This window comes from Synergistaceae bacterium, assembly GCA_031267575.1.
GTDB lineage: Bacteria > Synergistota > Synergistia > Synergistales > Aminobacteriaceae > JAIRYN01.
In genome coordinates this window covers 57,958-80,730 of sequence record JAIRYN010000058.1, presented here as the reverse complement: position 1 = coordinate 80,730, position 22,773 = coordinate 57,958, and the positions used below count along the sequence as shown (strand labels likewise).

Genomic DNA, 22,773 nt, shown 5'->3' with positions numbered 1-22,773 from the left:
TCGCTTAGAAAAAAAGATCAGATAATGATTACCGCAGCCCTGAGTGTGATTTTTGCGGTCGCTCATATTTATTATTTTATGGCTAAAGCTGACGCGATGTTAGCGCCGGTATATCAGACCTTTTTAGAGAAATGATTTGTGACGGAAGGCAAAATCAAGAGTATCCGTTTAAGTTATTGTTAGATTGGAACGCTAGATAGTGGAGGAATGTTTTTGTGAACGACAATGTCGCTTTTATTGATTATGTATATATATTTGTTAAAAATACCAAAAAAATTGTATGTTGTATCTTGTGTTTATGGATAATTTCTTTGGTGTATATTTTTTTCTCTCCTCGAATTTATCAAGCAGAATCTCGTATTTTACCGCCTTCGCAAGGCGGTAGCGCGGCAATGGCAATGTTATCTCAACTGGGTGGCGGAGGATTACTCGGCTTAACGGGCAGCTCAACGACAGGAGAGTTACTGTGTGGGGTTTTACGCAGTCAGACTGTTGTTGATAAGATTATTGATCAATTTGACCTAATGACCATATATAAGGAAGAATACCGCATCAAGATGCGCGAAAAAGTTACGTCTAGTATATTACGAGCTACAGAAGATATAAAGAACCGTATCGTTACCGTGGCGGTGTTGGATGAAGATCCAGAGCGTGCCGCGCGGATAGCTAACGCGTTTGTCGCAGAGTTGAAAAATGCTATGCAATCTCTGGCTATTGGCGAAGCGGCACAACGGCGTTTGTTTTTTGAGCAGCAAATGTTGACGACACATAAGACCTTGGGTGACGCAGAAGACGAACTGCAAAGATATCAGGAAAAAAGCGGATTGGTGGCGATAGAACCACAGCTGGAGGCGATGCTGACCTCTATAGCGGCGCTACGGGCACAGGTAGCAGCTAAAGAAGTTGAACTATCAGCGCTGCGAACCTATGCGCGGGGCGGTAACCCTAACCTGAGACGCGCGGAATCCGAATTATCCGCTCTGCGCATCGAACTGGCGAAGCTGGAACAGCAGCAGGAACAGAAAGCCTCGGAGAATAGCACACTATCTTCTTTGCATGAGGCCCCGCAGTTAGGGTTAGAGTATCAACGTAGACTACGAGACGTAAAATTCGCGACGGCGATGTACGAGCTGATACTGAAGCAGCTCGAAGCCGCAAAGATCGACGAGGCGCGCGAGGCGATGGTCGTGCAGATCATTGACCCCGCTATACCACCCGACTACAAATTCAAACCCAAAAGGGCGCAGATCATCGTGATTGCGACGCTGTTAGGGCTGTGCCTGGGGGTGCTGTGGGCACTCTGGGCGAACTATCTTGAGGTTGTGAAGAAAGACCCGGAACAGAAACAGATTCTGGCAGAAATTAAAGCGGCATTGACATTTGGAAAACCGATAAAAAGACGGGAAATTTTGTGAAACGTTTATGTTGCCACCTAAAATTCCGGAGAAATTTATGACTAGATAGGTTCCGAAATAGCAAAGGCTTTAATAATAGTAAAGACTTTAATAGTAAAGACTCCAAGTATCTGTTTCTGTCCCTTTGTCAAGGGAAATAAAATTTGAGAGTGTTACGATAAAGCGATGAGAAAGCCAAAGGCTTCAGTCGTTGGATGAGAATTGCAACGCCGCCAACGGTGGCGTTTGTTTTGTATTTGATTCCTTGCCATATGTCTACTTTTATGTTCAACTTCTTTCATGGCTTATCATGGCTTATCATGGCTTTTCAACGCGAGATGCGGGCGAGATGCGGGGCAGAACACGACCGGGATATTAATGCGGCTGTAAATATTCTCAGAGTGGGGGCATCCACTCTGTGGGGGCATCCACTCTTAAAGGAGAAGACGTAAGACCGGTTTCAGTCGGCTGTCTTTGTCGATCTTACAATCCCATGACTTTAGTCGTGGAATTATGTTAATGCTGTCCCGTCATTCCGCCGCGAAGGAGTTTTTCAGGGACCCGATGCCGTCGATGGAGATTTCGACCATGTCTCCCGGTTTGACGGGGCCGACGCCGCTGGGGGTTCCCGTGGCGATCACGTCTCCGGCTTCCAGGGTCGCGAAGCGGCTGAGCTGGGAGACGATAGCAGGAACGGAAAAGATCATATCCTCGAAGCGGCTCTTTTGGACGACAACATCATTCAACCGGGTCGTCAGCTCAGAGTGTTCTGGCAAGCTCCTGGCCACCAGCAGCCCTGGGCCGAAGGGGCCGAAAGTGTCAAAGCCCTTGGAGCGAACCCACTGACCATCCTTGGCTTGCAGCACCCTGGCGGAAACGTCGTTGAAGCAGGAGTAGCCCAATACATAATCGGGGGCCTCGTCCTCGCTCACGTTGCGGCATGTCTTGCCAATGACAACGGCGAGTTCTCCCTCGTAGTCCACGCGCCCCACCCAGGAGGGCAGCCTCACGGATTCCCCGTGAGCCAAAAGGCAGGTTCGGGGCTTCATGAAAACGCAAGGCTCTTCGGGGATCTCCATGTGGGACTCCTTAGCGTGCTCCCGGTAATTCAGCCCGATACACCAAATCTTGACCGGGTCAATGGGCGTTCCGTAGACGAGTCCTTCTTCCCCGCATTTCCGTCCTGTGGAGCGTAGGGCTGCATCGAGTAACTCCACGCTTTCTCCGTTCTTTCTGCTCTTTCTGCCCCAGGAGAATCGACCTTCCACCATCACGCGCAAAAGCAGCGTTCCCTCATCCAATTTTCCGATATTCGTCCAGATATTATCTGTCGTCATCACAAATTCCTCCTTGTACGGTTCTATTTTGCATTTATTTATGATAACAAAAAAAGTGGCAAAAATATGTTTTTGTGCTTTTGATGAGTGCCTTCCAGACCTTTTAAGGCTATACTTGAAAAAAAGGAGGGATTTTTCGAAATGATGTACAAAGTGGTTTTGATACGTCATGGCGAAAGCGAATGGAACAAGGAAAACCGTTTCACCGGATGGACCGACGTTCCCCTGTCGGAGAAGGGAACGGCCGAGGCGCAAGAGGCAGGTAAGCTCTTAAAGGGGGAGAGGTTCATTTTTGACCTCGCCTTCACCTCCGTTTTGAAGCGAGCCGTCAAGACCTTGTGGTTAACTTTGGAAGAGATGGACCTTATGTGGATTCCCGTGGTCCACTCTTGGCGTTTGAACGAGCGTCATTACGGAGCTCTCCAGGGTCTGAACAAGGCGGAGACAGCGGCCCAGTATGGAGACGATCAAGTGAAGATCTGGCGGCGTAGCTACGACACGCGGCCTCCTTTGCTCGATAAAAACGACGACCGGCATCCGGCGAAAGACCCTCGCTACGCCTCGTTGTCCCCTTCGGACCTGCCCGATGGCGAATGCTTGGCCGATACCGTCGCCCGCGCTGTTCCCTTCTGGGAGAACGTTATCGTCCCGGAGATCGTAGCGGGAAAAAAGATCGTCATCGCTGCGCACGGCAACAGTCTTCGTGCTCTGGTGAAGTATTTGGACGATGTGTCGGAAAAGGACATCCTTGAACTCAACATTCCCACGGGGGTGCCTTTGCTCTACGAGCTGGGAGAAGACATGAAGCCCCTAGGTCATCGATATTTGGGCGATCCGGAGACCATCGCCAAAGCCCAGGCCGCGGTTGCCAACCAGGGCAAAGCGAGCCCAAATGGGAACACGAAATAACATTATTAAGGAGGTGGGCCGATGAAGACGAAATTTACGATTGATTCTGGAGTCTGATTCTGGAGTCTGGTAGAAGATTCATACGCGTTCCAGTAGCTGCTGACGTTAGCTGTTGATATTGAAGCCGAAAACCCGAGTCGCGCAGTGGCTATTGTCCCAGACATTCGAGTATTTCCGCGAGCTTTGCGAGGTTCAGTTTTTCCTTTGATTTCATGATCATTTGATTTTATGATCATTTGACTTCATGATCAAAGGAATACTATGGAATACTATGCGAAATGTATCTGCTAATTATAAGTAGATATTAGTACGCTGAAAGGATCGGTAATGTGTTATGAACTTTTCGAAACGCATCGAGGCGATGCAGACGTCTCCCATCCGGAGGCTTCTTCCCTTCTCGGACGAAGCCAAAAAGGCGGGTAAGAAAGTCTATCACCTGAATATCGGGCAGCCAGACATCAGAACCCCAGATGAATATTTTCAGGCCGTGCGTAATTTCAAAGTCGACACGATTGCCTACGCCACGTCCCAAGGCAACGACGATCTGCGCGACGCCATCAGCGCTTACTACGCAAGCTGGGATATCCCCTATGAACGCAACGACATTTACATTACCAACGGAGGCAGCGAGGCTTTGTGGTTCGCCGTCATGACCATCTGCGACCCAGGTGACGAGCTTCTGGTGCCGGAACCTTTTTACGCCAATTACAACGCCTTCGCTCAAGCCTCCTTGGCCAAGCTGGTTCCCATCCCCACCAAGGCGGAGGAAGGGTTTCACCTGCCGCCGCAGTCCGTTATCGAGAAATTGATCTCCTCCAGGACACGCGCCATCTGGATCTCGAACCCCGGCAACCCCACTGGCGCGGTCTACACGGCGGCGGAATTGGAAATGCTGGCCTCCCTCGCGAAGAAACACGACCTTTATCTGATTGCCGACGAGGTTTACCGAGAATTTACCTACGACGGAAAGAAATTCACGAGCCTGGGGAACATGAAGGATATCCTCGACCGGGTCGTCATGGTGGATTCCGTTTCCAAGCGATTCAGCGCCTGCGGGGCGCGTATCGGGTGTTTGATCATCAAAAACAAGGCGTTCCTGGCTCAGGTGCTGAAGCTCTGTCAGGGCAGGCTTTGCGTTTCCACTCTGGAGCAAGTAGGGGCGGCGGGGCTTTACAAGACCTCCAAAAACTACTTAGAAGAGGTCAATAAGGAGTATAAATCGCGGCGCGACACCCTTTACAAAGCGCTGAAAAGCATGGACGGCGTGATCTGCGAGGAGCCTCAAGGGGCGTTTTACGTCATGGTGAAAATGCCTGTGGACGACGCCGAGAAGTTTATCGTCTGGATGCTCCAAAACTACGACGTGAATGGTGAGACGACGATGGGAGCTCCTGGCAACGGTTTCTACACTTCCGGAAAGGGAAAGGACGAGGCGCGCCTGGCCTACGTTTTGAAAAACGAGGACTTGCTCAAGGCCATGAATATTCTTAAAGGCGCTTTGGAGGCCTACCCCGGCAGAGTCGAGGCCATCAAAGCCTGAGATGTTAAGCCTAAGGAAGAAATAAACAAGAAATAAACAAGAAAGAAATAAAACAAGGAAGAAATAAACGCAGAGCTATTTGTGCCAGGAGGAAGGTCTCTCCTGGCACAAATAATTTATCGTCGCCTATCGCTTGCCTACCGTTCGCGGCAGCGCCTGAAATGACTATGACCTGGATAGCTCTCTAGGCTTGCATACCGAGGTGTAAAATGGAAAAAAAAGATATCATAGACGTGGTATTTTAGGACGCTTATAGGGGTAGAGGACAAAGTCCCCAAAATTCGAGGAGGGATGTTATGAATTTATCTGCCGAGGAAATGCGGAAGAAAGTTTTAGAAATCATCGATCCATGGCGAGGCCGAGAAGGAGGGCTGATTCCGATACTTCAGGCGTTGCAGGGGGCTATGGGCTATGTGGCGGAGCCCGCGGTCAAAATTGTCTCCGAGGAGTTGAAGATCCCTATGTCCGAAATCTACAGTGTCGCCACGTTTTACGCCCAGTTTCACCTAACGCCGAGGGGACGGCACGTGGTTCGGGTGTGCCGCGGAACGGCCTGTCACGTGCGCGGCAGCCTGAAGATTCTGGACGCGATAAAAGAACAGACGGGATGCGCCGAGAACGGGACCACGGAGGATCTCCGTTTTTCTTTGGAGCCCGTCGCGTGTTTGGGAGCCTGCGGCCTCGCGCCCGTCATGGTCGTGGACGATCAGACCTTCGGACGATCCGCGCCCGACGGAGTGCGCGCTATTTTGGAACAATTCTTGTGATCGTGAGGCTTGCGGCCGCGGATGAAAAGAGTCTTGAATCTGGAAACGCACGAACCAAAGGGGGTCAGTCAATGTCGGATTATCGCTCGCACGTGTTGGTCTGCAACGGGACAGGTTGCGCGTCCAGCCATGGGGTCGTCGTCGTCGATAAACTCAAAAGCGAACTTGAACGGCAGAATCTTTCGAACGAAATTTTGGTGGTTCCCACAGGATGTCATGGGATGTGTGAAATGGGACCCATTGTGGTCGTTTACCCTGAGGGAACCTTCTATTGCCGGGTCAAACCAGATGACATCCCGAACTTGGTCGAAGAACATCTCCTGAAAGGACACCCCGTGGAATCTTTAATGTATAAAGACCGCGAGGGTCAAAGCATTCCCAACTACAAAAAAATTCCCTTTTACGGAAAACAACACCGGGTCGCCCTTCAAAACTGCGGCTACATCAACCCGGCGGATATCGAGGAGTACATCGCCAGAGACGGCTACGAGGGGCTGGCCAAGGCCCTGGGGGAGATGACGCCCCAAGCTGTCATCGATGAGGTCAAAAAGTCGGGCCTGAGGGGTCGAGGGGGTGGAGGCTTTCCCACCGGCGTCAAGTGGGGGTTTTGCGCGTCCTCGCCAGGGCCCAAAAAGTACGTCATCTGCAACGCGGACGAGGGGGACCCGGGCGCGTTCATGGACCGCTCTATTCTCGAGGGCGACCCTCACGCGGTGATCGAGGGTATGGCTATTGGTGCCTACGCTATGGGAGCCGATGAAGGATACATTTACTGCCGGGCGGAATATCCTCTGGCGATTCGGCGGCTGCGGCAGGCCATCAGTCAGGCCGAGGAGTCCGGCCTTTTGGGGGAGAACATCTTCAATTCCGGTTTCAACTTCGCTGTGCATGTCAAAGAGGGGGCGGGAGCTTTCGTCTGTGGGGAGGAAACGGCGCTGATGGCCTCCATCGAGGGACAGAGGGGAATGCCCCGCCCGAGGCCTCCTTTTCCCGCGATTTCCGGCCTTTGGGCCAAACCCAGCAACATCAACAACGTGGAAACATGGGCCAACGTTCCGCAAATCCTCCATAAAGGTGGAGACTGGTATGCCTCTATGGGTACGGACAAATCCAAGGGCACGAAGGTCTTTGCTCTCACGGGCAAGGTCAAACACACGGGCCTTGTGGAGGTTCCCATGGGTATCCCCCTGCGAGAGATCATCTACGATATCGGCGGCGGCATCCTGGACGACCCCAGTGGGGCGCCTAAAGAGTTCAAGGCTGTGCAGATTGGAGGGCCCAGCGGCGGCTGCTTGACGAAAGACCACCTGGACGTCCCCATCACCTATGAGTCCTTGCCCGCTTTGGGGGCCATTATGGGGTCCGGGGGACTCGTGGTCATGGACGAGGAAAATTGTATGGTGGACATCGCCCGGTTTTTCTTGGAGTTCACCCAAAGGGAGTCCTGCGGAAAATGCACGCCTTGTCGCGAGGGAACGAAGCAGATGCTTCTGTTGCTCGAAAAAATTTGCGGGGGACATGGAGAGATGAAAGACATCGATCTCTTGGAGGAACTGGGGCTCATGGTCAAGGAAATGTCTCTTTGCGGACTGGGACAGACGGCCCCCAACCCCGTCCTGACCACCCTGCGCTACTTCAGGGACGAGTACGAGGCCCACATCCGGGATCACAAGTGTCCGGCGGGATCCTGCCAAGCTCTACTCTCCTATTCCATCGTGCAGAATGCCTGCAAAAAGTGTGGCCTTTGCGCTAAGAACTGCCCTGTCCACTGCATTCCCGGCGGCAGAGCCGAAGGGTACGCGATCATAACCGAAAGATGCATCAAGTGCGGCACGTGTTTCACCAAGTGCCCATTTGGCGCTATAGCCAAAGGATAGGGGGCGGAACGTCATGATAAAGAAACTAAGCGACTCACGCAGCTCCCTCGTCGCTGGTTCGCTGCTTACGTCGACCGAAACAAAAACCATCAAGATGTTTATTGACGGCAAGGAGTGCGTGGGCTCCAAGGGAGACACCATTCTGGAGGTGGCGAAAAAGAACGGGATCGATTCCATCCCGACCCTCTGCTGGATGAAGGGCCTTAGCAGCGTGGGGGCTTGTCGCATGTGCGTCGTGGAGCCGGAGAACGCCGACGGAAAACCCAGCGGACGGATGCTTACAGCCTGTACCTCTCCGGCGGAGGAGGGCATGAGGATCAACACCTCCACGGAGAAACTCGTATCCTATCGCCGCCAGGTTCTGGAACTGCTCTTCGCGGGGCGCAATCATTTCTGCATGTTCTGCTCCCAAAGCGGCGACTGCGACCTCCAGACTCGCGCCATTGCCCATGGCATGGACAGCGTCCGCTACCCTTTCCTTTACGCCGAGTTCAAAAACGACACCACCGACTCCCGCATTCAGGCGGACCACAACCGCTGCATTTTGTGTCAGCGCTGCGTGAGAACCTGTTCGGAAAAAGTGGGAGCTTGCACCCTGGGCCTGAAAGGACGGGGCTGGGCCACCACCGTAGACGCCGACTTCGGCAGCACCATCGGGCTCTCCGAGACCTGTGTGGAATGCGGAGCCTGCGCCCAGGTCTGTCCCACTGGAACGATCACCCTGAGGGACCTGGCCTATCGCGGCCGCCGTAAAGACTGCGACGCCATAGTCGACACTCTTTGTCCCATTTGCGCCATAGGGTGCGAAATCAAGGTTTACGTCCGCACGGGTAGCATTGTTCGAGTGGAGGGAACCAACGTGGACGGACCCGACGGCGGGCAGCTTTGCGCGGCGGGACGTTTCGGCCTGCCGAAATCCAGCGAGCAGCCCCGGATAACAAGGCCCATGATTCGCAGCGGCTCTAGTTTCCGGGAAGCGTCTTGGGCTGAGGCTCTTTCTCTCGTCGCCGCCAAAATAAGGGAAAACTCTGTAAGTGGGAAAATGGGCGCCTTGATCTCCTCTTTGGCCACGGACGAAGAATTGGCCGTGTTCGCCAGTTTCAAGGAGGCCGTGAGTTCCATCAAAATGGAAAGCTACCAGGGCTCTGTCATGCGCGGCTTCTACAACGGGGCCAAATCTCTTGCTGACCAGGGAACGCGTCCCCTCACGGCCGCCCATCACATCCTGGATTCCGACGCCATCGTGCTAGTGGAAGCCGATCCCCAGAAAGCCCTTCCCGTGGCCGCCAGTTACATTAGAGTGGCCGTTCTTCACAAGGGCGCGAAGCTGATTTATGTGGGCAAAGAAAAACTCTTCAAGGCTGGTACCCCGTTTCCCGGCATCACCGACCTGGAGGCGGAGGACCTCTTTGACCCAAAGGTCAAAGAGTTGCTGCTTGATGCGAAAAAGCCCATTTTTGTTTTAGGGAGCGCCCCCCTGTCCGATGATACGACCGTAAGCAAGATCCTGAACTTCGCCATCGAGCGAGGAGCGTTTTTCGGCGACGGTCTAGGGATCGTCCCTCTGTTGGGCCACAGTAACGCCCTAGGATCTCTCAACACGGTTATGGCGTTGGATTCTTGGCTAGAGGAGGAACAGGACTTCCTCTATGTTTACTCCACAGGTCTGGTCCAGGAAAGCCCGAAGGCCCTGAGTGCCATGTCCAGTGCCGGTTTTACCGTGGTACAGACGCCTTTCATGCTGTCGCCTCTGACGAACTTGGCCGATGTGATTCTGCCCGCGCCAGCTTGGTTCGAGAGAAGCGGACACCTCTGCACTCTGGAGGGGGAGCGGCGCCGGGTGTCGAAAATCATCGATCCCATCCCCGGCTTGAAGGGTTTTGGCGAGGTTCTTCAAATCATCTGCGGCCGTTTGGGGCTCACGATGAAGGCCCCTTCCACCGTCCCCCGCGAAAACACCTTCCAATCCAGAGCGACCCCCGACCCAACCCAACCTTCGCAGGCCCCGGACCACGCTGGAGGGCCGGCGGTCTCCAAAGTTTCATCCGCGACTTCAGTGACGACAAGGGAGGCGTAACGAAAGATGACGAAAAGTACTGAACCCGCCAAGCCCAAAATGGCCTCCGTGTGGCTTGAGGCCTGTGCCGGTTGCCATATGTCCTTTCTGGATATGGACGAGCGGCTGCTGGAACTATTTAAGAAAGTGGAGATAACGTCCACGCCCATCAGCGACATTAAAGAAATTCCCGAGGTGACGGTGGGCGTGATCGAAGGAGGATTGGGCAACGAGGAGGAGCTGCACATCGCCAAGAACCTTCGCGAAAAATGCAAGATCTTGATCGCTTGGGGTGATTGCGCCGTGTTTGGCGGCATTAACTGCCTGAGGAATTTCATAAAGGTGGAGGACCTCCTGCGCGAGGCTTACACGGACACCGTCACCACCGTCAATCCCACGGGGGTCATTCCCCACGGTGGACCGCTTCCCCACGACGGCGTCCCCGCGCTTCTCCCTCAGGCCATGCCGGTGGACCGAGCGGTGAAAGTAGACATATACGTGCCGGGGTGTCCGCCGGACGCGGATACTATCGCGTTTGTGTTTAACGAGATCCTCGACGGGCGAATACCGAAGGTTCCGCAGGAGATGATGCGTTATGACTGATATGATCGAAAATAAAAATAAAACAAAAACATCAAGCACGATCGTAGTCAACCCCGTGACTCGCATCGAGGGGCACGGCAAGATAACGGTCCAGTTGAAAGAGGACGGTTCCGTGGACAGCGCGAGAATGCACGTCACGCAGTTCAGGGGATTCGAGATTTTCACCAAAGGGCGAGATTTCCGAGAAATGCCGGTTATCACGCCGCGCACTTGCGGAATCTGTCCCGTGAGCCACCATCTGGCGGCGGCTAAGGCCTGCGACGCCATTATTGGGGTTAAACTCACTCCCTCGGCTCACAAACTGCGTGAACTGATGCACATGGGGCAGATTGTCCAGTCCCACGCTTTATCATTCTTCCATCTGTCAAGCCCGGATCTTCTTTTCGGGTTCGACGCGGACCCCGCCACCCGCAACATCGTCGGCGTGGTCGACGCGTACCCTGAACTGGCTAAAATAGGGATCGCTATACGAAAATTTGGGCAGGAGATCATCAAAACCTTGGGCGACAAGAAGATCCATCCCTGGCACAGCATTCCAGGCGGAGTCAACCGCGCCATCAAGGCCACCGAGCGGGATACTTACCTGAGGGAGCTTCCAGAGGTGATGGCCGGGCTACAAAAAGCCGTTGCCCTGGTCAAAAACTATCTGGACGCGAACCAGGCTTTGGCCCGAGAGTTCGCTACCGTCACAACGCCTTACCTGGGACTCGTGAAAAACGGGGCTTTGGAACTCTACGACGGAGACCTGCGTTTGGTGAGCCCCAAGGGTCGGGTCATCGAGGAGTTCGCCTGCCAAGAGTACGCCCAGAAGATCGGGGAGTTCGTGGTAGATTGGACTTACCTGAAGTTTCCTTTTTATCGGGGCATTGGTTTCCCCGAGGGGAGCTACCGAGTGGGGCCTCTTGGACGCGTGAACGCCTGCGACAAGATCGCGACGCCTCTGGCTCAGAAGGAGCTGGAGGATCTGCGTGAGGCTGGGGACGGGCGCATCGTCCACTACACGCTCTATTATCATTACGCCCGGCTGATCGAGGCGCTCTACGGAGCCGAGAGGATCGAGGAACTTTTGAACGATCCTGACGTGATGGGCAGCGACCTCCGCATCACCTCCAACGCGCTGAATAAGGAAGGGGTGGGGGTCGTCGAGGCGCCCCGGGGCACCCTCATCCACCACTATGAGGTGGACGAGCGCGGGTCCATCACCAGAGCAAACCTGATCGTCGCCACGGGACACAACAATTGGGCCATCAACAAGGGCGTCGAGCAGGTGGCAAAGCAATACATCACTGACGGCAAAACTGTCACCGAGGGGGCGTTGAACCGGATGGAGCACGTTATCCGATGTTACGATCCCTGCTTGTCCTGCTCCACCCACGCGGTGGGGAAAATGCCCCTGGAGGTGGAGATTTTGGACGACAGCGGACAACATCTCACCTCCGTCTTCAAGGAGTAGAAATTCGGGATCATGTCGATGCGGCGCGAAATGAGGCGCAAGGACAGGCTTGTAACGGACAAAGGGTGGATAGAGGACGTTTTGAGGCGTGGCAAAGTGGTTCACCTGGGGTTGAACGGATTGGACGGCTGGCCTTACGTTGTTGCGCTTTGTTACGGGTATCAGGATGGCGCGCTCTATTTTCACGGCGCGCCCATGGGACTAAAGATCGATCTTCTGGCTATCAACCCGAATGCCTGTTTTCAGGTCACGGAGGGAGCCGAGGCGGTGGCCGCCGAGAGGGCCGAGGCCTTTACTATGAAATACCGTAGCGTGACGGGCTTCGGCATCGTTCGGACCTTGACCGATATAGACGAAAAGAGCGCGGGCTTGAATATCCTCATGGACCAGTACGAGGGCCCCCATATGGACCTTCGGGAACATCCCCGAATGGGGGCCGCGGTGTGGGTCGCTCGGTTCGACATCGAATACATGACGGGCAAGAGCAACGGATATAAACCGTAATCAGTAAACAGTAAATAAAACCCATTAAAACCCATTGAAAAGCCCGCCTCTGTGAAGGGGCGGGCTCGATGAATAACTCAGTATCCCACGGCTACTCCGTTGCGGCGAGAGTCGGCGCCTCCGATAATCTTGCCGTCTTTCAGCATAATGCCCTGCGCTCCGCCAAAATAGAGGTCTTTTGGGCGCGGGTCTACGTCATGTCCTCGCAGCTTCAGCGCGTCCAGGGTGGAATCGTCAATTCCAGCCTCGATCATCAGTTTCCCCGCTTTGCCACCGCTGACGCTGTTGAAGATACGCGGGGCTTCGATGGCCTCGTCCATGCTCATGCCGAAATCTACCGCGTTCATGATGATCTGCGCCACCGCCAGAATGATACGGGTCGCGCCGGGAGATCCCAGGGCCATAAAAGGCGCCCCTTCGGGTGTCAGCACCAGCGTTGGAGTCATAGAAGACAGGGGACGTTTGCCTGGTTCCGGAGCGTTCACGCTCTCTGGATCGCCAGAAAAATCATCCATCTCGTCGTTCAGCATGAAACCATATTCGGGCACGAAGACGCCACTGCCGAAGAAGTAATTGATGGTCCACGTCCAACCCACCATGTTTCCATCCTTGTCCAGCACGGAAAAGTGCGTCGTGGACTGGTGCGCGTTATGTTCGCCGGCCGGAGCGTGAGAGGTCTTCTTTTCGTCCTCGAAGGCGAAGGGATCTCCTGGGGCTATCTCGGTTTTCGATTTATCGTCTATGTTGTCGGCCAGCGTTTTTGCGTAGGCTTTGGACGTCAGCCCTTTCAAGGGGACGTTGGCGAAGGCGGTATCCGCCATGTAGCGGGAACGGTCCGCGAACATCATTTTGCTCGTTTCCGCGAGATAGTGAAGGAAACACTCGCTGTTGTGTCCCCATTCTCCGACGGGAAAATTCTCCATAACATTCAGTATCTGAACGATGTGAGTTCCGGCACTGGAAGCAGGAGGAGGGGCAACGACCGTGTATCCGCGGTAGGTCCCGGTGATGGGCGTGCGCTCCGTGATCGCGTAGTTCGCGAGGTCCTGCGCTGTCATAGCGCCGCCCGCCTTGGAGACCGCCGCGACAATGGCTGGGCTGATGGGGCCGGTATAAAATACGGACGGCCCGTTTTCCGAGAGCAAGCGGAAAGTCGCCGCCAGCTTCGGTTGCTGTAAAAGCTGTCCTTCTTCCAGCGGCAGGCCATCGGGAGTGTAGGGGGTTCCCTCAGGATTGTAAGTGCTGATTTTCTCAAAGTTGTCCTTCACCATCGACACTAAAAGGGCGTCGGCTTGGAACCCTTCCTCGGCCAAGCGGATCGCGGGGGCCGCGACATCAGCGAACGTCATCGTACCGTACTTTTCAAGCATGGTGAAAAGCCCCGCCACAGAACCTGGAACCCCGATGGACTTTCCTCCGATCTCGGACCACTTTTCTTTTCTGGACTGCTCTGAGGAGAAAAGATCCTTTGTTGCGGAAGCGGGCGCGACTTCGCGGAAGTCCCAGCAGTAAATTTTCCCGTCCTTCAGGCGGACCGTGGCGAAACCACCGCCGCCAATGCCGGACGCGTTCGGTTCGACGACGTTGAGAGCCAGCGCCGTGGCGACGGCGGCATCCACGGCGTTCCCGCCCTTTTTCAGAATCTCGACCCCCGCCTCGGAAGCTAGGCGGTTGGCCGCGGCCACCATCCCGCTTTCGGCAATCACATCATCGAACACAATCGGGGCGTTGGCCGCTTCTCCGGTAGTCGCCAATAACACTAAAAGAAACACTGTAAGAAACACCGTAAGAAACACCGTTCCCACACACATCAATCTTTTCATCATCAGAACACCTCCATTGAAAAATTCACATTTGAAAAATTCACAAAATTCACATTGAAAAATTCACATTGAAAAATTCCTGGGACCGCGGGTCCCAGACCTCGTTACCGCTGCCGCTCCTCAGTTATGAGTCCAGGGGCTATGCTCTATGAGTCCAGGGGCTTCAGGTAACTTTCCACCCCCTTTTCGATGATGTCACCGTAACCCGGCACGTTTTCGATGGAAACACCGTTGGAATCGTCCAAAAGCGATAGCATTTCCAAGAACGCTTTTATCGAAGCGACGTGGCGAGCGACTCGCTGATTCAGGGGTTTCCCTGTTTCGTCGTAGGGCACGAAAAGGCGTTTCAGCTCAGCGGCCTTTCGGTAGGCCTTATCGACGCCAGTCAGGACCAGAGCTTCGTCTGTCCGTCCGCGCAGGCGTCCTTGACTAGGGTTGGCGCTTTCCATCAGAATCGGCATCGTCTCCGTGGCGTCGCCCCATTCTCTGTGGCTCAATCCGCGCAAATTTTTCGGCGAGGGTTCGAGGCGCATCTCTATTCCCAGCCCAATCAGCTCCATTGTGGTGGCGGCGGCTAATTCCATGCTGCGTTCGTGGGCGACGATGGCCTCGACCACAGGATACTCCGGGGATGCCTCGTGCAGGTCAAACGCCAAGGTGATGTTCTCCTTGCGCAATAGTTCCATGATGCCGTAAGCCAGGCGCTCCACCGGAGTTCCCTGGGGGTCTCCTGGGTACGCGCGATTCAGGTTTTTACTCTCGTTGCCGGCCAATTCCTGTCCAGACGCTTTGTGAATGTAGATATCCGGCGTCGGCCACATGTCGATGGGACTCGTGTCGCGCGAGCCATAACGGAACGAACGGGCCGACCCGTCCGGCAACGTGAAATGGATTCGGTTCGGAGAGGCTTCTTGAGCGAGGGTATTTGAAAAACCGCTCATGTTGGCAAATGGAATGATGAACAACCGTCCCTTGAGGACCCGCGCGTTTTCCAGAAAAACCACGGCCGTCATGTATCCCGATGGCTCGTTGGGGTGCGTCCCTCCCAGAATGAAGACGCTACCTCCGGATTCGAGTCCTTGCTGGACAAAAACAGGAGTGTCCATAGGGCTGCCCTTCAGCCCTTCAAAGTACTCTGATAGCATTTTCTGCTGGAACCCTTCCGCTGGAACAACGGCGTCTTTCGTTAAATTGACATCAAATTCATGTCCGACTGGGAAGCAAACACCAATGGCCAGGGCTAAAAGCAAACACGCGGTAAATTTATTGCCTTTAGGCTCGAAATTCATGTTCGTCTGCTATTTGATCATAAAAAGCCGGAGCAGAAGAGGAATAACGACAAGGGCTGCTGTAGCCTGCTTCCAGAAGTCTTTCTCCTGAAAACAGCACCGAACCGTCAAAAACAGGACAAGAGCTACGATTCCCCTATAGACCAAAGTCATAACGCCCATTTGATAAGTAACCAATCCTTTCAGCGTACTAATACCTACTTATAACGAGTAGATATATTTCGCATAGTATTTCTTTGACTATAAAGCCAAAGAAAAAGCTGAATCTCGCAAAACTCATAGAAAAATTCCACGAGCGCCGCTGTAGTCCCGGTTTACAACAGTGAAAAAGGATCCGGGGGTTATCGCCCCCAATAACAGCTCCAGGGTCCGCAGCCCTGGTTAGCGCAAAAACGCCGCCAGGGGGTTGGCGAAGACGATAAGCCCAATTCCCCACGCGGCGATGAGAACCGCGGAGACTACGCATTGCCGGAGAACCACAAAATAATCTTTTTCTCCGGTCACCTGTGCGGCGAATATTCCAGCAAGCGCGGTAGGCGGCACCAGATCTCCCAGCCCGGCAATTAACGAGAGGGCAGAGGCCGCTATGATCTGATCGCGGCTCAGAAGCGCCAGAATGAACGGGACACCCAGCACGGAAGCCGCTCCGAAAGACGAAATGGCCCCAAACGCCGGGATCGTGAGCGCGATGCTCGCGTAGAGCAGCCAGGACGGGATGGAAAGGGCCGAAACCACGACAAAGCCCCGCACCCCCGTAAGCGTCATGATCTGCACAAACATCCCCACGCCCATCAGAATGCCCAAGACGGGAATAGCGTCCTTTACCGCCTCCGTCGCCGATTCCAGAACGTTCCATTGCCTCCCGGTCAGAAACGCGGAAGCCGACGCGATCAAAAACTGTAAAGGCATTCCAAGCGACGGAAAAACTCCCGGCAAAGTCTGTTCGCCGGTCATGAGGACGATCAGGACGACGAACGGCAGAAAGAGCCGAGGACTGAGGCGGGCGCTTTCCATCCGTTCGAGCTCGCGCTCCAACTCCACCTCGTCGATCCTTTCCCGCTTTCGTAGCGAAGGATACGCCAGAATAGCGGCCGTGAGGAGGGCCAGAGGAACCGTCGCCACAAGCAAGGGCAGAGCGAAACCGACGTAGGGCATATCGATGCCGCCACCGATAATCATCACCGGGATATTGATTGGGGGCGCGATCATGCCGAGTACGGCTCCAATAGCGATAAACGCCGCCGCTTTGTTCGAGGGGACTCCCAGTCGAATCAATACGGGAGCGACGAGCGCCCCCGTTGTGAGACAGCAGGCCGTGGAGGAACCCGTCAGCATTCCGGGCAACATGACCAGAAACATGACCCCGCAAATGAGCAAAAACGGAGAACCGCGAAAACGCCTGATAATCCAAGCCGCCACGGCTTCCATCAATCCTATGGACTGAACGGTGTTCATGAAAATCATCGCTGTCGCGATGATTAGGATTGTGTCCAGGTAGCCGAACATCCCTTCCACCAAGTGTCTTAGTGGAAAGCCGAACCCCGCGAACAGCGCTCCAATGGCGGCTGAGACGGCCATTGATATTGCTACAGGGAGCTTCAGCGTGAAAACTCCGAGAGCAAAAGTCGCGATCATCGCGACCGTGTAGAGTCCTTCAGGCCAGAACCAATCCATGACGGCGCGCCCTTACTTCGCGGCGTTCCATTCTTTGAGGGTCGCTTCAAGCGGGGCCGCGACCGCTTGAATGTTTTCGACCTCGATCAGATCAGCCTCCGCCGCTTTGAGAGTTCTGAAAAGATTGTCGGCGTTTCCCGACTTCACCACGACAACGCGATCTCCGAGCGGCGCGACGGCGCGCACAAAGAGGTCGGAGAGTTCGCCCCTTCGGCCTTCCCCGCCAACGTGCATGGCGAGCACCTTGACATTTTTCTCCTTGGCCGCTTCGATAAGGTCGATCGCGCGCGCTATCTCTTCCTCCTTGTCGATTCCGGCCGCCCCGAGTCCCTTGGAGCTTCCCCCGATCACCGTAATCAGGACCTTAAGGTCTGTCCCGATCGCACCGCTTTTCATCAGGGCGTCATAATCGGTTTCAATACCGAGTCTTTTCGTCAACACCCTTACCATCATACCGTCAGGGCTTTGCCCCACGGACGTGATGGCGACTTCCGCCGCAAACGCGATACTCGTTGGCAGGAGAACACACGCCAACGCCAGGAAAACAGAAAGAAATTTTCTCATTTTTAAAACACCTCCGAAAGGATATTACAGATTATAGCTTAAGTTTATAGCTTAAATTTTATCTTGGAAGACTTCATGAGCCTCCAGATCCTTTCTTCGCTCCCGGAGCATCACCTTCAGGTGCTTTTCCGTCTGGAGGCGAGCCAAGAGTGCCAAGGTCAGAAGAACGATCACGCAGAAGAGCGTGATAGCGAGACCGACCAGCCAGGGTATTCGCGCCTCGAGTATTTTGCTTTTGTAGTCGAACACCCTTCGGGTCCATCGTCCCGTGATCACTGCGGTATCGATCAGGGGCAGCGCTTTGTCCACGATGGATCTCAGGACTTCTTCCCTGACGTTGAATCCGAAGGTAGAGGCGTAAGGGCGACCAAACTGAAGATTGATCTTGAATCCAGGTCGTTCCATATAGTTAGTTACGCTGAGGAGGAGATTTCGAGTCGCCATGACCAGGTCTACGTCTCCTCGCTCCAACGCGTTGAAAACCTCTATGGCGTTGGAATAAACCAACGTGTTCGTGTGACTTGGAAACCAGTTCCGAAAGAACTCGGCGTAGGCCGTGGCGTCGATGATTCCCACTTTCGAGTAGAGAACCTCGTGGGCAGTGACATTTTTGTAGCGAGAATTGGACAAGAGCGCGTAATAATCGGTTTGGAAGGAGTTGTTTGCCCAGAGGAAACGCTCTTCTCGCTCTCTGGTGCGAATGAGTTCCGTGATCATCGCCGCCTCACCCTTTTCGAGTATGCGCAACAAGACTGTCCATTCGATGGGGAGATGGTGCGCTGGGACAAAGCGAAGCCCCGTAATTTCCTCGATCTCCCGAATCACGTCGAAGGCGATGCCTTGCCATTCTTTTTCCCGCTCGTTGTAGAAGCTGACTGGATAGTTGTCATACGTGGCGGCGAAAGGAATCGCGTTGTCCGACGAGCTGTGTTCCAAAATGTAGAGCTGTTCTTCCTGGGTCAAGTGAACGAAAAGTTTATGCCGCAGGTAATCTCTATATCCTTGATTGTACAACTGGATCAGGTAATAGAAGGCCTCGTTTTCCAGGGCCCTTTGCACGACGGAAACGATAGGCTGAAGTTCGGGATTTCTTGTGGCCATAGAAACCGGGTTATAGATAAACGGAAAAAAGTCGGCTACCGTCACGTTATCATAGAACTCGAAAGCAGCTTCGGCAACACTGCTTCCAAAAAAGGCGTCGATCTGGCCACTTTTCAAGCTATTATAGGCTTCCTCGTAATTGTTTACGAAAAAAATCTCGAACTTTTCCTCGATGAAAGGTGAAACGAGCTCTAGAGTGATAGTATTTCTCAGAAACCCGAAACGTAGCGGACGGTACTTTGCGATAGTGAACATTCTCTCGCCTCCCGCGAGGCGCATGTATTTAACGGAACGCTCGGCAATGTCTCCGGTCATGAAGTAGCGCTCGCGGCGTTCCTCCGTGGTGCTAATCTCTCCTGAGAAGTCGGCTTCTAACGATTCCATAGCGTCCATCAGGTCATCCCATTTGTAGATCGTGGGCTTGAAAGGGATTCCGAAAAGAGTGCTTAACCACTCGCAGAAGAGCGCAGAATACCCCCCGATATCTCCAGAGCTCTCGTAAAACGCTTCCGTGGATAGTGTCACCGCGTAGACAAAACCTTTTCTCCGTTTTTGCAAATCCTCTATCGCCGCGACTTCCTCGTCCGTGACACCGGGGACGTCTCGGAACGAGGTGTAAATCGGGTATACTAATGACCCGTCTGTTTCTTTTTCTAAAACAACGACAAAACCGAATACACACAGGGAAAAAAAACCCACGAGAAACAATTTCGTCCATTTATCGTTTCGCGCGGGGAAAAAAGCATCCCGGAAAAAACCATTTCGTCGAGTCGCTTTGTCGGTTTCTTTACCCATTTCGTCCGATCTCCTCCCACCCTAGGGTTCCACAGCCATCTTCTCAAGTATATGTCATGAAACGGGCTTCTTCGCTTTTCAGTTTTATTATAATTTAATTGTAATTTATTTCTGAATTTAAGCACTTGATTTATCATTAAAAACTGCTTAATATTGATAATGTATTGCGTAAATACCACGGAGGTGTTGATTATGTCGGAGAATGAGGGATATGTAAAGTTACGGGATGTTTTCGGAACGTTGATGTTTGATCGGAGGGCGATGAAGGAAAGGCTGAACAGTGAGGTATACGATCAATTGATGGCGGCGATGGAGGGGCGTCGTAAGCTGGACGCGTCCCTCGCGGATACCATCGCTATGGCGATGAGGGATTGGGCAATCAGCAAGGGAGCAACGCATTGGTCTCATTGGTTTCACCCTCTTACGGAGTTGACGGCTGAAAAACACCTGACTTTTACTCTGCCGTCGCCGGATGGATCTCCCATCGATATTTTTCGTGGTAAGGATTTGATCCAGGGGGAGCCGGACGCGTCCTCTTTTCCCTCAGGGGGGCGGCGTTCCACCTTCGAGGCGCGGGGCTACAGCGCATGGGACCCCAGCAGCCCGGCCTTCATCGTGAAAAGCGCCAAGGGTGGGACATTGTGTATTCCGTCCGTATTTCTCTCCTATGACGGAACCCCTCTGGATCAGAAAACACCTTTGCTGCGCGCTTTGAGCGCCATCGAGGAACGATCACTGAAGCTGTTGAAGATGTTTGGTCAACGGGGTGCGCGCGCGGTACGCCTGACGGTAGGGCCAGAGCAGGAGTATTTTCTTCTGGACCGCTCCAGGGCGCAGCAAAGACCGGATATCCGCTTTTGCGGTCGAACGTTGATCGGAGCGCAGCCGGCGAAAGATCAAGAGCTGGATCATCACTATATGGGGTCCATTTCTCCTCGGGTCCTCGCCTATATGGACGACGTAGGGCGTGAGCTGGCTCTGTTGGGTGTTCCCATCATGACGCGCCACAATGAGGTGGCCCGCTGTCAGTTTGAGTTCGCGCCTCTCTTCGCTGAGGCTAACGTGGCCTGTGACCATAACCAGATTGTCATGGAGACCATGCGCAAGCTGGCTCGGAGCCATGACCTGCGTCTTTTATTCCATGAGAAACCCTTTGCCGATATGAACGGCAGCGGCAAGCACATCAACATCTCATTAATGGACAATGAGGGCCGCAACCTCCTGAAGGCCACGGGCAATCATCGGCGAAACGTGATCTTTTTGACCTTCCTGTCAGCGGTGGTGTTGGGCGTGGCGGAATATCACAGTTTATTGCAGGCCAGCATAGCCACGGCGGGGAACATGTTCCGCCTGGGCGGGCACGAGGCGCCTCCCAGCATTATGAGCATTTATCTCGGACAGACTTTGACGGAGCTTTTGTCTCAACTGGACAAGGTCGATCTGAATTTGCCTGACAAGGAAATGCTGGATACCGGTCTGGCTAAATTGCCCTCCCTCACGCCCTATGACTGTGATAGGAACAGGACGTCGCCCATAGCGTTCACGGGAGATAAGTTCGAGTTCCGCGCTCCAGGTTCGTCACAATCCGTCGCTCTTCCCGTGACTTTATTCGCCTCCATCTGGGCTTGGGGACTGGAGCAGTTGACCGAAATGATTGAGGCTCGTATGGCTCAAGGCGCCGAGGCCATAGACGTAGCGTTGGACGCCGTGAAGGAAGCAATTAAACGAGGCTCCAGCGTTTTGTTCGAGGGCGACGCTTATTCGGCCGAATGGCACAAGGAAGCTCGTCGCAGGGGTTTAATCGAGGCGGAGACCATCCCTGAGAAGATTGATCTTTTTCTTCGGCCCAAAAACAAAGAAATGCTGGAGCGTTTGGGAGTGTTCAAGGCCAACGAGATAGAAATGCTCCACGAGATTCGTATGGAGTCCTTCGAGCGCGCTTTGGAAATCGAGGCTTCTATTCTATATGACATGCTGTGGGAGGGAGTTCTGCCGGCGATTTCGAAGCAGTTGATCCTGGAGAAAAAATCTCTTTCCGCTCTGGATGGGCTGGACTTCCCTGAAGACGCGGCGTGGAAGAAATACATCCGTGACTTGGGCGGTTTTAAGGGGCGCCTGATTGTGGAAGCTCAGAAGCTGTCTGCGGCCAAGGAGAAGCTGGGACCTCTCACAGCCAGGAAACGGGCGGATTTGCTGGTGAAAGAAATTGTGCCTCTAATGGACTCCATTCGAGGGTTCTGCGACGCGGCGGAGCTTTTGATCGCCGCGGACATTTGGCCTTACCCCATTTACCGGAACCTGTTATCGCTTTCGATCTAAACGGCAAAAAAACGCCCAAAGCGACGAGCCAAATTTTGCCGGCGATTTCTCTGGGGAGTCGCCGGCATTGATTTCGCGAAAATTGATTTTGCGAAAGAAGTTCAGCGTATCGGGGTTTTGGGTCCGAGATCCCAAGAAAAAATCTCTGTTTTCCGCGACAAAATATTTTTCTCTAAGGCTATGAGGCTTAAGGCTATAAGGCTTAAGGCTATAAGGCTATGGTACAATGGTTTTCGAATGGGTAATGTCTTCCAGACGGGAGAGTGCACGATTTGCGCGGAAAAGAGAAGTTTTTTTCTGTAATGGGGCCATTTCTTTTTGTGTTCATGGTTATCATGTTTATGGTTCTCATGTTCAGAGGAAGGGAAACAGTGTCCGCCGGAGGAAGCGGTATACTCCAACCACCGATGAACTACGTCTTGGGCGGGAGAAACTTCGATGTGCCCGATTTCGTGTACAGAGAAGGCAATGGACTGGAAGGTCAAGATGTCCATGAAGTCACTTCCGTTCCAAGAAGCGTGTCATTCGACGAAAGTATCTTGTGTTCGTCCGATGTTATTGTGAACGAACGGTTTTTGAGGGGAAAGGGTATGCAGTCCGTCACCCTCAATCAGGGAAGCCCTATTTTTCATTGCTTTTCCTCCAATGCTGAATTTTTGAAATTTCACGCGAACCTCACCAATATTTCCAGACTCCACACTCAAATCGTACAGCGGAAATAGACTCTAGCCGTCGCTTTTAAATCAGCGAAAAGAAACTTCTCTGGTC

Annotated in this window: 18 protein-coding genes; 11 read left to right on the top strand and 7 right to left on the bottom strand. The window is 53.6% G+C overall.

From position 1 onward, the window contains the following. The first annotated feature begins 215 nt into the window (after positions 1 to 215). A complete protein-coding gene (locus LBJ36_10160) occupies positions 216 to 1,415 on the top strand; it encodes a hypothetical protein (protein ID MDR1379397.1) in 1,200 nt (399 codons plus the stop codon). 509 nt (positions 1,416 to 1,924) lie between these two features. Here LBJ36_10160 and LBJ36_10155 read toward each other — a convergent pair. Then, positions 1,925 to 2,731, bottom strand: coding sequence for a fumarylacetoacetate hydrolase family protein (locus LBJ36_10155; protein ID MDR1379396.1), 807 nt, complete (start codon positions 2,729 to 2,731; stop codon positions 1,925 to 1,927). Between the two features lie 141 nt (positions 2,732 to 2,872). Here LBJ36_10155 and gpmA point away from each other — a divergent pair, with 141 nt between their 5' ends. The 8 genes from gpmA (at position 2,873) to LBJ36_10115 (ending at position 12,440) form a co-directional block, all read left to right on the top strand. Then, a complete protein-coding gene (gene gpmA / locus LBJ36_10150; protein ID MDR1379395.1) occupies positions 2,873 to 3,640 on the top strand; it encodes a 2,3-diphosphoglycerate-dependent phosphoglycerate mutase in 768 nt (255 codons plus the stop codon). A gap of 334 nt (positions 3,641 to 3,974) precedes the next feature. Continuing rightward, positions 3,975 to 5,180 carry a pyridoxal phosphate-dependent aminotransferase gene (locus LBJ36_10145; GenBank protein MDR1379394.1) on the top strand — a complete coding sequence of 402 codons (1,206 nt, stop codon included), beginning with the start codon at positions 3,975 to 3,977 and terminating at the stop codon, positions 5,178 to 5,180. 296 nt (positions 5,181 to 5,476) lie between these two features. Then, the gene (gene nuoE, locus LBJ36_10140; protein MDR1379393.1) at positions 5,477 to 5,947 is read left to right on the top strand and encodes an NADH-quinone oxidoreductase subunit NuoE; all 471 of its coding nucleotides are present in this window, start codon (positions 5,477 to 5,479) and stop codon (positions 5,945 to 5,947) included. Positions 5,948 to 6,018: 71 nt separating this feature from the next. After that, the gene (nuoF, locus tag LBJ36_10135) at positions 6,019 to 7,824 is read left to right on the top strand and encodes an NADH-quinone oxidoreductase subunit NuoF (GenBank protein ID MDR1379392.1); all 1,806 of its coding nucleotides are present in this window, start codon (positions 6,019 to 6,021) and stop codon (positions 7,822 to 7,824) included. A gap of 13 nt (positions 7,825 to 7,837) precedes the next feature. Beyond that, the gene (locus LBJ36_10130; GenBank protein MDR1379391.1) at positions 7,838 to 9,901 is read left to right on the top strand and encodes a molybdopterin-dependent oxidoreductase; all 2,064 of its coding nucleotides are present in this window, start codon (positions 7,838 to 7,840) and stop codon (positions 9,899 to 9,901) included. Positions 9,902 to 9,907: 6 nt separating this feature from the next. Next, positions 9,908 to 10,483, top strand: a complete 576-nt coding sequence (locus LBJ36_10125; GenBank protein ID MDR1379390.1) for an NADP oxidoreductase — start codon at positions 9,908 to 9,910, stop codon at positions 10,481 to 10,483. Further along, the gene (locus tag LBJ36_10120) at positions 10,476 to 11,936 is read left to right on the top strand and encodes a Ni/Fe hydrogenase subunit alpha (GenBank protein ID MDR1379389.1); all 1,461 of its coding nucleotides are present in this window, start codon (positions 10,476 to 10,478) and stop codon (positions 11,934 to 11,936) included. The genes LBJ36_10125 and LBJ36_10120 overlap by 8 nt, the downstream gene beginning before the upstream one ends. 18 nt (positions 11,937 to 11,954) lie before the next feature. Next, on the top strand, positions 11,955 to 12,440 hold the full coding sequence (locus LBJ36_10115; protein ID MDR1379388.1) for a pyridoxamine 5'-phosphate oxidase family protein: 486 nt from the start codon (positions 11,955 to 11,957) through the stop codon (positions 12,438 to 12,440). A gap of 77 nt (positions 12,441 to 12,517) precedes the next feature. Here LBJ36_10115 and ggt read toward each other — a convergent pair whose 3' ends face one another. The 6 genes from ggt to LBJ36_10085 all read right to left on the bottom strand — a co-directional run bounded on the left by ggt (position 12,518) and on the right by LBJ36_10085 (position 19,686). Further along, positions 12,518 to 14,266 carry a gamma-glutamyltransferase gene (gene ggt / locus LBJ36_10110; GenBank protein MDR1379387.1) on the bottom strand — a complete coding sequence of 583 codons (1,749 nt, stop codon included), beginning with the start codon at positions 14,264 to 14,266 and terminating at the stop codon, positions 12,518 to 12,520. A 143-nt stretch (positions 14,267 to 14,409) separates the two neighbouring features. Next, entirely contained in the window at positions 14,410 to 15,552 is a 1,143-nt protein-coding gene (locus LBJ36_10105) for a succinylglutamate desuccinylase/aspartoacylase family protein (GenBank protein MDR1379386.1), read from the bottom strand. Between the two features lie 9 nt (positions 15,553 to 15,561). Then, positions 15,562 to 15,714, bottom strand: a complete 153-nt coding sequence (locus LBJ36_10100; protein MDR1379385.1) for a hypothetical protein — start codon at positions 15,712 to 15,714, stop codon at positions 15,562 to 15,564. Between the two features lie 219 nt (positions 15,715 to 15,933). Further along, entirely contained in the window at positions 15,934 to 17,226 is a 1,293-nt protein-coding gene (locus LBJ36_10095; protein ID MDR1379384.1) for a TRAP transporter large permease subunit, read from the bottom strand. Positions 17,227 to 17,238: 12 nt separating this feature from the next. Beyond that, positions 17,239 to 17,790, bottom strand: coding sequence for a DUF6305 family protein (locus LBJ36_10090; protein MDR1379383.1), 552 nt, complete (start codon positions 17,788 to 17,790; stop codon positions 17,239 to 17,241). A 51-nt stretch (positions 17,791 to 17,841) separates the two neighbouring features. Next, positions 17,842 to 19,686, bottom strand: coding sequence for a transporter substrate-binding domain-containing protein (locus LBJ36_10085; GenBank protein ID MDR1379382.1), 1,845 nt, complete (start codon positions 19,684 to 19,686; stop codon positions 17,842 to 17,844). A 192-nt stretch (positions 19,687 to 19,878) separates the two neighbouring features. Between LBJ36_10085 and LBJ36_10080 the strand changes: the two genes are divergently transcribed. Continuing rightward, positions 19,879 to 22,005: a glutamine synthetase III gene (locus LBJ36_10080; GenBank protein ID MDR1379381.1), complete on the top strand. Its 2,127-nt coding sequence runs from the start codon at positions 19,879 to 19,881 to the stop codon at positions 22,003 to 22,005. 320 nt (positions 22,006 to 22,325) lie between these two features. Then, a complete protein-coding gene (locus LBJ36_10075) occupies positions 22,326 to 22,727 on the top strand; it encodes a hypothetical protein (protein ID MDR1379380.1) in 402 nt (133 codons plus the stop codon). Positions 22,728 to 22,773 lie beyond the last annotated feature (46 nt).